We start from the raw sequence: 13150 nt of genomic DNA, 5'->3' as shown, positions 1-13150 counted from the left end.
GTAATCTAAATTTCAGTGATTTTCCCTGTTATATTTTTAAAATTCGTAGATTTATGATGAAAAATAAGAGATTTTTAATAAAAATGGAATGAGGAAATTTCGACATTTTTTTAAAATATAATGATTTTATACATTTTAAGATTATTCAGCAAATTTAGAGTTAAAAAGATAGAAAGTAACTAATTTTTTATATAAGATGTGAATTAATACATATTTTAAAGGAATTTGTTTTAATATCTGGGGGTTAAATTTTAATTGAGAAATTTATATTAAGATAAATTTAATTTAATTCAGATAGCTGGCCATATTCTTTATTAAAGAATATGGATGAATTTTTTTATTTACGACAAAGTTTGATATTATATTATATATTTTTATTTATAATAATAACAATAATAATAAATGTTGTGAATAATGTGGATAAACGTCTGAAAATGTCGATTTTACCATGTTTATACCTGTGTGTATCTTGTGAATAAGTTGTAGATAAGTGTCGATTATTGTCCACAGAGTTGTTTACAGTGTGTAGATAACTTATTTTATTGTCGAAATTTTAGAATAGAAGCAAGCGGAATTATAACACGAAAATAAGATGCATTTTATTTTAATTTTGAGATATTTTTCCTGTATTAGTGCATAAAAAAAGATTAGAGATAAAACTCTCTAATCTTTTTTATTTACCTAAACAGAATTTACTGAAGAGTTCATCTAGTAACGAATCTCCAATTTCTTCTCCTAGAATTTCTCCAAGTGAATACCAGGCATTTTTTATATCGATTTCTACCATATCCACAAGCATTCCCATTTGCATAGCATTGATGGCATCTTCAATTGAAGTAATGGCTTGTTTTAATTTTGCAATATGGCGTGCATTTGATAAGTAAGTCATATCAGATGAACCAATGTCCCCGATTTCAAACATTTTTTTGATACTATTTTCTAAGACTTCGATTCCTTGCTCAAGTACCATTGATGTTTCTACATACGATGGTAATTCAGAACGTTCAATGTTAGTTTCTAAGTCAGTTTTATTTAAGATGATGATACGATTTTTATCGGCAGTTAATTGTAATAATTCACGATCATCAGCAGTTAATGCTTCATTATTATTTAAAACAAGTAAGACTAATTCGGCTTCATTGATTAATTTCTTAGATTTTTCGACACCAATCGCCTCAACGATATCTTTCGTTTCACGAATTCCAGCTGTATCAATTAAGTTTAAGGTTAATCCCCCGATATTGATATATCCTTCTACTGTGTCGCGTGTTGTTCCAGCAATGTTGGTTACGATAGCTTTTTCTTCGCGCATTAATTGATTGAGAAGGCTCGATTTTCCGACGTTAGGACGCCCGATAATTGCAGTTTTAATTCCATCTCGTAGGATTTTCCCTGTTTTAGCTGTGTCGAGTAGTTTTAACATTTTTTCGTGAATCTCGATTGAACGAGGAAGTAAAATGTCATTCGTCATTTCTTCCACATCATCGTACTCTGGATAGTCGATGTTAACTTCGATGTTAGCAACAATATTTAAAATTTCTTCGCGCATTTCTTTGATTAGGCGAGATACACGTCCATCTAATCCATTTAAAGCAAGTGATAAGGATTGTTCACTTTTGGCGTGAATAATGTCCATGATTGATTCAGCTTGTGCTAAGTCGATACGTCCATTTAAGAACGCACGTTTTGTAAATTCTCCTGGTTCAGCGATTCGTGCACCAGCCACCAATAATAATTCAAGAATTTTATTTGTGACTAAGATTCCACCGTGACAGTTAATTTCAACGACGTCTTCGACTGTGAATGTTTTAGGTGCTCGCATAACAGAGACTAATACTTCATCGACTTTTTTATTTGTTTCAGGATCATATATAAAACCATAGTTAATGGTATGGCTCGGTACTGTTGTTAAATCTTTACCACGGAATAGTTTATTAGCAATTGGTAAAGCGTCATCTCCACTAACACGAATAATTGAAATGGCACCTTCACCCATTGCGGTTGCAATTCCCGCAATTGTATCTTGTAACATGTGGACACCTCCATTACAGTTATGTTAATTTTATTTAAATTTTATTCTAGATGTATTTATTTTAACACTTTCTCTAAAAAAACGTCAAAATAGACCTCTTTGGAGGTCTATTTATCGTTTATATTTAATCATAATGTATCGGTTCGGATCGGCACCTTCAGACACGGTCTGGATGTGTTTCCAATCAGATAAAGCTTGATGGATTAATCGGCGATCGTATGCATTCATCGGATCAAGTTTAGCATCGATTTTTGTTTGAGTGACTTCTTTAGCAATTTTGCGTGCGAAGTACTCAATTTTTTGGTTGTGTTGTTGTTTATAGCCGTTAATATCCACAAGTACTTTTAAATGAGATTTGGTATATTGATTCACGACTTGGCTAGTTAAGGTTTGAATGGCTTGAAGTGTTTTTCCTTCACGGCCAATAATCATTCCATTGTTATTGCTGTCTATGTTAAATGTGACAGAATGTTGTGCCGAATCTACTTCGACAGTTCCTTCTAAACATAAATCACTAAGTAGTTGAAGAAGATATTTTTTTCCTTCTTCGATTGGATCAAGATTTAATGTGACCTTTGCTTTAACATAGGCTCCAATTCCGAAGATCCCTTTTTTCTCTTCCAATACATGAATCGTCAAATGTTGTTGGTCGTGATGAAAATGATTCTGTGCTGCCACAATGATATCATCCATAACTTTTCCTTCGAATATTTTGGATTTCATCTAAATCACTTCTTTCTTTGAAATATTTCCGACCAACGTTTGAATCCATGCTATGAATGTCTGCCAGTTTTTATTTCAACAGATGGTCGACACGTCCTAATACAATTGTAATCCTTTTTATTTTGGAATAATATCCATTTTTTTATATAGTTGTTCTAATTTTTCTTTAAAAGTTGCATAGTCTAAATCTTTTACGCCTTTACGAGCGATTACGAAGTAATCATAATCTGGATTCATTTCATGCTTATGTTCAGTTGTGACGTTACGGATGTAGCGTTTGATTTTATTACGTTCAAAGGCTTTTCCGATTTTTTTCCCAACTGAGATTGCAATTCTGAAGTTGTCAGTCTCTTTATTGGCATACTTATATACAATAAAGTAAGGATTCGCTTTTGAACGTCCTCGTTTCATGACTTGTTCAATTTCTTGACTTTTTTTAATTCGATAACTTTTTTGCATGTTCTCACCCGCTATATTTTTTTAGCTAGTAAAAAGACCACTTTAAAGAGTGGTCTTATGCACATAACACTTTTCTACCTTTTTTACGACGACGAGCTAAAACATTGCGTCCTCCTGGTGTTGCCATACGAGCGCGGAAACCATGAGTTTTTGCACGTTTACGTTTGTTTGGTTGCCAAGTACGTTTCATCTATAACACCTCCTAAGAGTTTTATACCATAGCATAGTTCAATATTATAGTGAATCATCACTATAAAGTCAATCATTACTTTTTGGATATATGTGTATCCAAAAGTTATCCATTGTGGATATGTGAATATAGATGAGTTATACACCACTTAACTTTTTTATTCCACAATATTATTCACAATTCGACATGGTGTTTATACCTTACTCTGTGGATATTGGGGATAAATGTGAAAAACGTTGATATTATCAATAAAATTGCTGTGAGTTATCCACTGTCGATTGTCGAAAAGTGTAGGAGTTTGTTAAATGATATCACATATCCACAAGCATGTTTATAACTTTTTGTTGATTTTTTGAACATTGTGGACTTTTTTAATATTTTGTTATGCTATAATGTTGATAGAAGAGACTTTAGGATGAGGTGTATGCGGTGGAAAAATATCAACGAATATGGGATGATGCTATTGATCGATTAAAATCGAATATTTCTCAACAATCTTTTGATATGTTCTTTAGCACTCCAAAGAAAGTGTATAAAGTTAAAAATAATAAAATGTATGTTGTGGTTCAAAATAATCACGAACAATTTATGCTAGATAAATTTTATTTAAAAGAAGTTGTTGAAATGATTGCTGAAGTATCAGGTTTCAACTACGATGTTAAATTTATTACGAATGATTATGTAAAAAATGATCAGCAAGCATTTGATTTAACCAAACCCGATCCTAATCTTCCAAAATATTATCGTGGAAACTTAAATACGACGTATACGTTTGATCGCTTTGTTGCGGGGAAAAGCAATCGTTTAGCGTATATGATTGCTTTACAGGTTGCAGAACGTCCAGGAGAAGTTGCCAATCCACTTTATATTTTCGGTGGGGTAGGTCTAGGAAAGACACATTTAATGCAAGCAATTGGAAATTTCATTTTAGATGATAATCCTTCATCTCGAATTTTATATTGTACATCAGAGAAGTTTATTGATGATTATCGTCATGCGACGCTAGATAATAATTTTGAAGCATTTAAAGAAAAGTATCGTAATATTGATGTTTTATTAATTGATGATATTCAGTTTTTATCTAAAAAAGAACAAACACAAACTGAGTTTTTCAATACGTTCAATGAACTTTATAATAATAATAAGCAAATTGTTATTACATCAGATCGTCCAGCATCTGATTTAAAAGATATCATGGATCGTTTAACTTCACGTTTTGAATGGGGATTGCAAGCTGATATTCAAATTCCAGATACGCAAACGCGCATCGAGATCATGAAGAAAAAATTGGCCGGAGAAAATATTAATCTAGAAGAATTCCCAGAGGAAGTTTTAGAATTTATCGCAAGTAAGTTTAATAGTAATGTTCGTACATTAGAAGGGGCATTGAAACGATTGATTTTTTATGCGACAATTAATAATTCAGACTTTACGATTGAACTGGCAAATGAAGCGTTAAGAGATCTATTTAAAGCAGAGCAAAAAAATTCAAAAGTAGATGTGAATAACATTATTAAAGAAGTCGGAGCGTACTACGATGTGTCGGTTGCTGACATTTTATCGAAAAAACGTAAGAAAAATATTGCGTTTGCTCGACAAGTTGCGATGTTTTTAACACGTGAATTAACGGGAAGCTCGTTCCCAAAAATCGGGGAAGCCTTTAGCGGACGAGATCACACAACGATTATGCATGGTTGTGAAAAGATTGAAAAAGAGCTTAAAGAAAGTGATGAACTTAAAAAAGCAATTAGCGATTTAAAACAAGTTCTATCTTAACTTATAAACAGGTAAGTGGAGAGAAAATGACGGTTTATCTACACACTATCCACAAGTTATCCACAAGGCTAAAACCTCAATTTTATGATGTTTTTAGTCATTATCCCCTATATCCACAAAATTTATTACTAAAAAGATTATTAAAAAGCTATAATATATAATTATATAGGAGTGATTAAGTTGAAAATTAAAGTTGATCGTCAATTGTTACTAACCCAGCTGTCGTATATTAGCAAGGCAATTCCTACAAAGACACCACTTCCAGTGTTAACAGGGATTAAGTTTGTTGTTGCAGAAGAAGGTCTTTACTTAACAACGAGTGATTCAGATATTACGATTAATACTTTTTTACCGTTAGAGGTAAACGATACGCAAGTGATTCAAATTGATTCTGTCGGATCAATCATTATTCCAGGGAAATATTTTATTGAAATTATTAAAAAATTAAATGGTGACAATATCGAAATCAGTACATTTGAAGGAAATTATGTCACAATTAAATGTGGACGAAGTGAGTATACGTTAAATGGATTTGATGTGACTCAATATCCAAATATTGAGTTAATCAAACATGATAATCCAATTCATTTAGAAAAACAATTATTAAAAACGATTATTCGTCAAACGGTATTCTCAACAGCAAATAGTGAAAACCGTCCAGTGTTAACAGGGGTTAATTTCCGTTATGATGCAGATGAGTTAATGTGTGTAGCAACAGATAGCTTCCGTTTATCGAAAAAGCTTGTTCCGTTAAACAAGTTACATGAACCATTTAACATTGTTATTCCAGGACGTAGTTTAATCGAGTTATCAAAAATTTTAGATGATTCTCATGAATCAGTGGATGTCTATTTAGCAAATAATCAAATTTTATTCCAAATTGGAAATATTTCATTCCAATCTCGTTTATTAGATGGGATTTATCCAGAAACAAAAGAATTCGTTCCAACGACATTCGGGATTGAAATCAAAGCAAATTATCATGAATTATATAATGCATTTGATCGTGCTGCTTTAATTGCACGTGATCAAGTTTCAAATGTTGTTAAATTAAATATTTTACCTGAAGAAGGTAAGTTATTAATTACAGCAAATTCTCCAGAGGTTGGAAAAGTTGAAGAAGAAGTTCAAGTTGAAATGATTTCAGGTGGAGAATTACGTATTGCATGTAGTGCTTTATTTATCATCGATGCTTTAAAGGCAATCAATAATTCAGATGTAATTATGAGTTTCAATGGTGATATGCGTCCATTTATTTTACGTGATCAATACGATGAAACAACAATTCAATTAATTGTTCCAGTTCGTATGGAGTAGTTAAGAGCCGCTAGGCTCTTTTTTTTGTGTGGATAAATGAACAGTTATACACAGGCTAGTGGAATACATTTGATAAGTTTCGACAAACTATGCAAAAGTTCGCTAATGATTAATCATAAAATTAGTTCAAATTAGAAGAAAGAGCTTGTGGATAAGATGGATAACTTTTGGTGAATCTCCCCTACAAGGAAATATCTCGTTAAAAAGAGGTCAATTGTAAGGAGGATTTCTATGCTCATATATGGGAATTAGTGCGGATCATTGCCCTTGAAAAATCAGGTAAAACTTGATACGCCAGACTCAACAATTGAAGTGATTCATCATGTTTTATTGTCTATTTTAGACGTAGGATTTAATGGAATTTTTGTGGTGATTTTAACTTGAGTAGAAGTGGTGCGAACTATATCCACAAGATATTTGTTTTTTTTACATAAGGTGATTGGAGATATAACTTGAATGTATTGTTTCAGAAGAAATTGGTATGGTTAGTCATTGGAGCGTTCGAGTTTAAATGAAAGAAAATCTCCAGTTCAGGGGATTTTTTTGTTAAAAAAAGACCAACTACAAGAGTTGGTCGGAGTAATCAAGTTATGATTTTTTTGTTGCCTGAATAAATTTTTTGATGACTGAATCACCTGAGTAGTTCAAGACTCCATTTTTGTAAACACGTGCTCCAAATGTTAGAATCACGACGATCACAACAATGTTTAAGGCAATTGAAAGCCAAATCATTGGGGTTGATACGGTCATTGTAGCGACGCGAAGTGGCATGATATAAGGTGAAATGAATGGAATCATGGACATGATTTTGATAAAGGGTGCCTCAGGTGCAGTCATTCCAAAGATTCCGATGTAGAATGAAACGAGTCCAATGACCATGATAGGTGAAATGGCGATTTGATATTCTTCCACAGAACTGATAATTGAGCTTAAAATGAGTACACTTACGAGATAGACTAGGTAAGCAACGATAGCAAAAATAATGATGTAAATAACGATTTTTGCTTGTTCGGGAGAAATCATGACTGAGACCGTATCAAGTACTTCGGTAGGCAAACTCTTTAGCATGTATTGAATTGAAATAGTGAATAAGACCATGAAAATGGTAAGTTGCGTTAAGGCGTATAAGCTGTTATACACAATTTTTCCGTAAAGTTGTTTGATTGGCGAAATGGAAGTAATAATAATTTCCATGACTCTTGATGTTTTCTCTTCCATGATTTCTTGACCGGCATAGACCGAGTAAAGATATGAAAATAAGAAGATGAGGATAATGGCAATATAAGCTATGGCTAAGTTGCCCATTGATTCCTCAGCGGTTTGTGCATTTTCATCTAATGAGATTTTTTCCATTGAGAAGTTTTGATTGAGTAAATTAACTTGCTCTTGAGTCAGCTTCGCCGATTTCATAGCAATTTGCTTGTTATAACCTGAAAGAACTTGCTCTCCAATGGTGTAGTAAGAGCTGTTAGAAAAATCTTTGGCCACATAGGTTGCACTAAGGAGATTTTGTTCATTGTAGTTGATGATGAAATAGGCTGAGATATCCCCATCTTCGACTTTTTGGTTAAGAACGTCTTCTGACTCAGTCCCTTGTTCTAAGATCACTTCAGGTAATAAATTATTAAAATCTTTTTGAAATTGTGAATAGAGTTGATTTGTTTCATCCACAATATAAATTGTTTCAGAGTAATCAAAAGTTTCATTAAAAAATTTAACGATGGATCCGAGTTGGCTGATGAGTAATCCAACAATGATTAGAAAGATATTAAATCCAATAAAAGCTTTACTTTTAATTTTACGTAAATAGTTATACAAAACATAATTCCAAAACTTACTACTCTTCATAGGCTTGTCCCACCTTTTCAATAAAAATTTCATGTAGTGATGGCTCACACACGAGGAATTTTTCAATGGAATGTTCAGGTTTTAAAGCATTGAAGATGGTTGAGGTATGCTGTTTATGATCAATTCGGACGCACCAATCGTCTTGCTGGCGAGTCACCTCAACGACATGAGGAATTGATTTTAAGTAATCGGCATCAAGCTTTCCTTGAATTAAAATCGTTCTTGCATTGTAACTTTGTTTAATTTCTTTGAGTTGGCCTTGTAAAACGGTGCGTCCTTTGCGAAGAATTGTTAGACGATCGCAGAGGGTTTCAATATGTTCCATTCTATGAGAAGAGAAGATAATTGTTTTTCCTTGGTTTTTAAAGTTAATAATTTCTTCTTTCATCATTTCCAGATTAATAGGATCAAGACCAGTGAAGGGTTCATCTAAAATAATGAGTTCGGGATTGTGGATAACGGCGCAAATAAATTGAACTTTTTGTTGATTACCTTTTGATAATTCTTTAATTTTTTTGTTTTTATAGTCGGAGATATTAAATTTTTCAAGCCACGCATCTAGTTCTTTTTCAGTTTTATCTTCAGACATTCCTTTTAGCATGGCTAAATAGCTAACTTGTGTTTTAACCGTTAATTTTTGAAGTAGTGCTCGTTCTTCAGGTAAATAACCGAGAAGATCATTAATTGATTCATTCATCTTCTGACCGTCCCACGTAATTTCACCAGACGTCTGCTCATAAAGACCTAAAATCATACGAAAGGTTGTGGTTTTTCCAGCTCCATTCGCGCCAAGTAAACCATAAATTTCTCCTTTTTGAAGACTAAGATTTAAATCCACGACGGCATGTGTATCATGAAAAATCTTATTCACATTCTTTAAAACTAGCATGCAAGTCTCCCCCCTGTTGTCATAATAAAAGTTCAAATCGAATGAGTATACGACATTGATATGTCTATTATGATATATACCGTTTTGAATAACAACTTTTTTCTGTTACAAAAACTGGATATTGAATAATGATTTTCATTTTTAATTTAAAAATGTAGGAAAAAAGCTAAAAAGTTGTTTTATATTATCGATTTTTGTTTACTATTTTATACACAGATGTTATTTTTATTGTTTATTGTCGAGTTTTAGATGTAAAATAAGAATAGTCTTTTGATAGAGTTGAAGTTTATTTGTTTACTGTAAGGAGTGAGCTTTATGATATATGATGTAATCGTCGTAGGTGGAGGGCATGCCGGAATTGAAGCAGCTCTTGCTCCAGCACGAATGGGTTGCAAAACGTTAATGGTAACTGGAGATATTAATCGTATTGGACATATGCCATGTAATCCAGCCATCGGTGGACCAGCGAAAGGAATCGTAGTTCGTGAGATTGATGCTTTAGGTGGAGAAATGGGTGTTAATACAGATAAAACGCATATTCAAATGCGTATGTTAAACACAGGGAAAGGTCCAGCGGTTCGTGCACTTCGTGCTCAAGCAGATAAAGTGGAATACCCTCGTGAGATGCAAAAAACAGTTTTAGCACAAGAAAATTTAGACGTTAAAGAAGCAATTGTGGATAAGTTAATTGTTGAAGACGCAGAAGTGAAGGGAATTCAGTTAGAAACTGGGGAACAAATTTTCTCAAAAACGGTTATTTTAACAACAGGAACTTACATGCATTCAAAAGTTATGATTAGTGATGAGATTACGTTAAGTGGCCCAGATGGTGCGAAGACCTCATTAGGATTATCTCAACACTTAAAAGATTTAGGGTTTGAATTATTCCGTTTAAAAACAGGAACACCACCTCGTGTTGCAGCGGATAGTGTTGATTTCTCTAAAACAGAAATTCAACCTGGGGATGACGTCATTCGTGCGTTTAGTTTTGACACTAAAGATCATTTACCACTTGAAGATCAAGTGCCATGTTATTTAACTTATACAGGTGAAGAAACACATCGTATTATTATGGATAACTTAGAGTGTTCGTCAATGTATTCTGGAGTGGTTGAAGGGGTTGGGCCACGTTATTGTCCATCAATTGAGGATAAAATTGTTCGTTTTAATGATAAGCCTCGTCATCAAATCTTTTTAGAGCCAGAAAGTAAACACATCCCTGAAATTTATGTTCAAGGGTTCTCAAGTAGTTTACCACGCGATGTTCAAGAGCAAATGATTCGTACGATTCCAGGTCTTGAAAATTGCCGCATTGTTAAATATGCGTACGCTATTGAGTATGATGCGATTAAGCCTGTCCAATTATGGCCATCATTAGAAACTAAATTAGTTAAAAACTTATATAGTGCTGGACAAATTAACGGAACAAGTGGATATGAAGAAGCAGCGGGTCAAGGAATCATGGCTGGAATTAATGCTGCCCTTCGTGTTCAAGGAAAAGATCCATTAATTTTAAAACGTAGTGAAGCTTATATTGGGGTATTAATTGATGATCTAGTTACAAAAGGAACATTAGAACCTTATCGTTTATTAACTTCTCGTGCGGAGTATCGTTTATTATTACGTCATGATAATGCTGATTTGCGTTTACGTGAATATGGTCGTCAAGTAGGGTTAATTAATGATGAAAAATACGCAGCATTCTTAGATAAAAAAGCTGAGATTGCAGCAGAAAAAGAACGTTTATCTGAAATTAAAATTACACCTAAAGGAAATACTAATGAGTATTTAGCGACAATTCCATCATCACCATTAAAGGATGGAATTACGGCATTAGAATTATTAAAACGTCCAGAGATTACTTATGAACATATCCACAACTTAATTGAAGAGAAAAATGAATCAATTTCTGCTGAAGCAATTGAGCAATTAGAAATTCAAGTTAAGTATGAAGGATATATTAATAAGGCTCTTCAACAAGTAGAAAAAGTTCAAAAAGTTGAAGAGAAAAAAATCCCGGATCATATCGATTACGATGATGTGCCAAACTTAGCGATTGAAGCAAAACAAAAGTTAAAAGACATTCGACCATTAACGATTGGTCAAGCAAGTCGTATTTCAGGGGTAAATCCAGCGGATATTTCAATTTTAATGGTTTACATTGAATCAGGACGTGCAAATAAAGTAAGTGAATAATAAATCAGAGTTAAGAGAGGAGACTTTCTTAACTCTTTATGTAGTAAGGAGTGGAAGATATGACACCGGAACAATTTTATGACAAGGTAAAAGAATTTGGAATTGAGTTAACTGAAGAACAAAAATGGCAGTTACATCGTTATTATGAATTATTAGTTGAGTGGAACGAGAAAATGAACTTAACTGGAATTACAGAAGTAAATGAAGTTTATTTAAAGCATTTCTATGATTCGTTACTTGGCTTTTTAATGTTTGAAGATATCCACAACTGCAAAACATTATGTGATGTTGGATCAGGAGCTGGATTCCCAGCTTTACCTGTTAAAATCGTTTTTCCACATTTAAAGATGGATTTAGTCGATTCCCTAGGAAAACGCGTTAATTTCTTAAATCATGTCATTACAGAAACGAAGCTTGAAAATATTAAAGCGTATCATTCACGTGCGGAAGAATATGCATCGAAGCATCGTGAATCATTTGATATCGTCACAGCTCGTGCGGTTGCTCGTTTAAATATTTTATCTGAGTTATGTGTCCCATTAGTTAAAGAAGGTGGATATTTCATTGCGTTAAAAGGACAAACAGGTGATGAAGAATTAGTAGAGTCAAAACGTGCCTTAGATACATTTGGTGTAGAAATCATTGATGTGAAGCATGTTGAGTTACCGGAAGAAGCGGGATCACGCACTAATATTTATACAAAAAAATACAAGAAGACGCCGAATAAGTATCCTCGAGCTTATGGTCAAATCAAAAATAAACCATTAAAATAGCATTAAATGTCACCGGCAGGGACATTACTATAGAAATTCTAGAAAAAAGAAGAAAAATACGCTATAATTTAAACATTAAGATTGATTTTCGATTTTTATTATAAGGGGGATATAGGGTGTTTAACATTTTTTCACGAGATGATTCACGTAATCAGCCAAAAGATGAAGTAACTCAATTGCCTATCTCAAAAATCGTTCCGAATAAATATCAACCACGAAATATTTTTAATGATGAAAAAATTTTGGAATTATCAGAATCTATCAAAGAACATGGTGTGATTCAACCGATTGTTGTTCGTAAGTTTAAAGAGGGTTATGAAATTATTGCGGGAGAAAGACGTTATCGTGCATCTAAGTTAATTGGACTAGATAAAGTTCCTGCGATTGTCCGAGACTATGATGATAAGCAATCAGCTTCTATTGCAATTGTTGAGAATATTCAGCGAGAGGATTTAACTGCAATCGAAGAAGCATTAGCTTATAAACAGTTGATTGATTTACATGGGATTACTCAAGCTGCATTAGCAAAGCAAATGGGAAAATCTCAATCAACAGTCGCAAATAAAATTCGTTTATTAAATTTATCTGAGCATGTTCAACAAGCAGTTTTAGAGCGTAAAGTGACAGAACGTCATGCGCGTGCATTATTATTAGTTAAAGATGAAGAACTGCAATTCCAACTTTTAGAGAAGATTATTGAGAAGGATTTAAATGTTTCAGAAACTGAGCGTTTAATTGATGAAACGTTAAATCCAAAAGAGAAAGCAGTAAAACCACAAACGATTTCTCGTATGCCAAGAGATTGTCGTATTGCCATGAATACTTTTAAACAAGCCATTATGATGGTTGAAAAAACAGGTATGAGAGTCGAACATGAAACTGAAGAGTTAGATGACTCATATGTGATTAAAATTTCATTACCCAAACATAAACATTAATAAAAAGAG

11 protein-coding genes are annotated in these 13150 nt (G+C 33.2%); 5 read left to right on the top strand and 6 right to left on the bottom strand.

What is annotated here, in order from left to right; genetic code table 11:
• Positions 1-673: 673 nt before the first annotated feature.
• The 4 genes from mnmE to rpmH all read right to left on the bottom strand — a co-directional run bounded on the left by mnmE (position 674) and on the right by rpmH (position 3404).
• Positions 674-2032: a tRNA uridine-5-carboxymethylaminomethyl(34) synthesis GTPase MnmE gene (mnmE, locus tag J0J69_RS09155; protein WP_055243406.1), complete on the bottom strand. Its 1359-nt coding sequence runs from the start codon at positions 2030-2032 to the stop codon at positions 674-676.
• A gap of 111 nt (positions 2033-2143) precedes the next feature.
• Positions 2144-2755: an RNA-binding cell elongation regulator Jag/EloR gene (jag, locus tag J0J69_RS09150; protein WP_055243405.1), complete on the bottom strand. Its 612-nt coding sequence runs from the start codon at positions 2753-2755 to the stop codon at positions 2144-2146.
• A gap of 117 nt (positions 2756-2872) precedes the next feature.
• On the bottom strand, positions 2873-3214 hold the full coding sequence (gene rnpA, locus J0J69_RS09145) for a ribonuclease P protein component (RefSeq protein WP_055243404.1): 342 nt from the start codon (positions 3212-3214) through the stop codon (positions 2873-2875).
• A 55-nt stretch (positions 3215-3269) separates the two neighbouring features.
• Positions 3270-3404 carry a 50S ribosomal protein L34 gene (gene rpmH / locus J0J69_RS09140; protein ID WP_006784010.1) on the bottom strand — a complete coding sequence of 45 codons (135 nt, stop codon included), beginning with the start codon at positions 3402-3404 and terminating at the stop codon, positions 3270-3272.
• Between the two features lie 429 nt (positions 3405-3833).
• Between rpmH and dnaA the strand changes: the two genes are divergently transcribed.
• Positions 3834-5180 carry a chromosomal replication initiator protein DnaA gene (dnaA, locus tag J0J69_RS09135; protein WP_212725875.1) on the top strand — a complete coding sequence of 449 codons (1347 nt, stop codon included), beginning with the start codon at positions 3834-3836 and terminating at the stop codon, positions 5178-5180.
• A 180-nt stretch (positions 5181-5360) separates the two neighbouring features.
• The gene (dnaN, locus tag J0J69_RS09130; protein ID WP_055243402.1) at positions 5361-6497 is read left to right on the top strand and encodes a DNA polymerase III subunit beta; all 1137 of its coding nucleotides are present in this window, start codon (positions 5361-5363) and stop codon (positions 6495-6497) included.
• A 588-nt stretch (positions 6498-7085) separates the two neighbouring features.
• On the opposite strand, the gene J0J69_RS09125 is transcribed toward dnaN, so the two are convergent.
• Both J0J69_RS09125 and J0J69_RS09120 read right to left on the bottom strand, forming a co-directional pair.
• On the bottom strand, positions 7086-8345 hold the full coding sequence (locus J0J69_RS09125; RefSeq protein ID WP_055243401.1) for an ABC transporter permease: 1260 nt from the start codon (positions 8343-8345) through the stop codon (positions 7086-7088).
• Positions 8335-9234 carry an ABC transporter ATP-binding protein gene (locus tag J0J69_RS09120; protein WP_055304572.1) on the bottom strand — a complete coding sequence of 300 codons (900 nt, stop codon included), beginning with the start codon at positions 9232-9234 and terminating at the stop codon, positions 8335-8337. Before J0J69_RS09120 ends, J0J69_RS09125 begins: the two co-directional genes overlap by 11 nt.
• A 315-nt stretch (positions 9235-9549) precedes the next feature.
• Between J0J69_RS09120 and mnmG the strand changes: the two genes are divergently transcribed.
• The 3 genes from mnmG to noc all read left to right on the top strand — a co-directional run bounded on the left by mnmG (position 9550) and on the right by noc (position 13141).
• Positions 9550-11430: a tRNA uridine-5-carboxymethylaminomethyl(34) synthesis enzyme MnmG gene (mnmG, locus tag J0J69_RS09115; RefSeq protein ID WP_212725876.1), complete on the top strand. Its 1881-nt coding sequence runs from the start codon at positions 9550-9552 to the stop codon at positions 11428-11430.
• A gap of 59 nt (positions 11431-11489) precedes the next feature.
• The gene (gene rsmG, locus J0J69_RS09110; protein WP_212723671.1) at positions 11490-12203 is read left to right on the top strand and encodes a 16S rRNA (guanine(527)-N(7))-methyltransferase RsmG; all 714 of its coding nucleotides are present in this window, start codon (positions 11490-11492) and stop codon (positions 12201-12203) included.
• 116 nt (positions 12204-12319) lie between these two features.
• A complete protein-coding gene (noc, locus tag J0J69_RS09105) occupies positions 12320-13141 on the top strand; it encodes a nucleoid occlusion protein (RefSeq protein WP_055243397.1) in 822 nt (273 codons plus the stop codon).
• Positions 13142-13150 lie beyond the last annotated feature (9 nt).

This window comes from Turicibacter bilis, from assembly GCF_024499055.1.
Taxonomy (GTDB): domain Bacteria; phylum Bacillota_I; class Bacilli_A; order MOL361; family Turicibacteraceae; genus Turicibacter; species Turicibacter bilis.
This window is presented reverse-complemented; position numbering and strand designations above follow the sequence as displayed.

What these genes read in the sequence shown, in the direction of transcription:
- mnmE (WP_055243406.1), bottom strand. Translation starts at nt 2,032, where the DNA reads ATGTTACAAGATACAATTGCGGGAATTGCAACCGCAATGGGTGAAGGT.
- jag (WP_055243405.1), bottom strand. Translation starts at nt 2,755, where the DNA reads ATGAAATCCAAAATATTCGAAGGAAAAGTTATGGATGATATCATTGTG.
- rnpA (WP_055243404.1), bottom strand. Translation starts at nt 3,214, where the DNA reads ATGCAAAAAAGTTATCGAATTAAAAAAAGTCAAGAAATTGAACAAGTC.
- rpmH (WP_006784010.1), bottom strand. Translation starts at nt 3,404, where the DNA reads ATGAAACGTACTTGGCAACCAAACAAACGTAAACGTGCAAAAACTCAT.
- J0J69_RS09125 (WP_055243401.1), bottom strand. Translation starts at nt 8,345, where the DNA reads ATGAAGAGTAGTAAGTTTTGGAATTATGTTTTGTATAACTATTTACGT.
- J0J69_RS09120 (WP_055304572.1), bottom strand. Translation starts at nt 9,234, where the DNA reads ATGCTAGTTTTAAAGAATGTGAATAAGATTTTTCATGATACACATGCC.
- mnmG (WP_212725876.1), top strand. Translation starts at nt 9,550, where the DNA reads ATGATATATGATGTAATCGTCGTAGGTGGAGGGCATGCCGGAATTGAA.
- rsmG (WP_212723671.1), top strand. Translation starts at nt 11,490, where the DNA reads ATGACACCGGAACAATTTTATGACAAGGTAAAAGAATTTGGAATTGAG.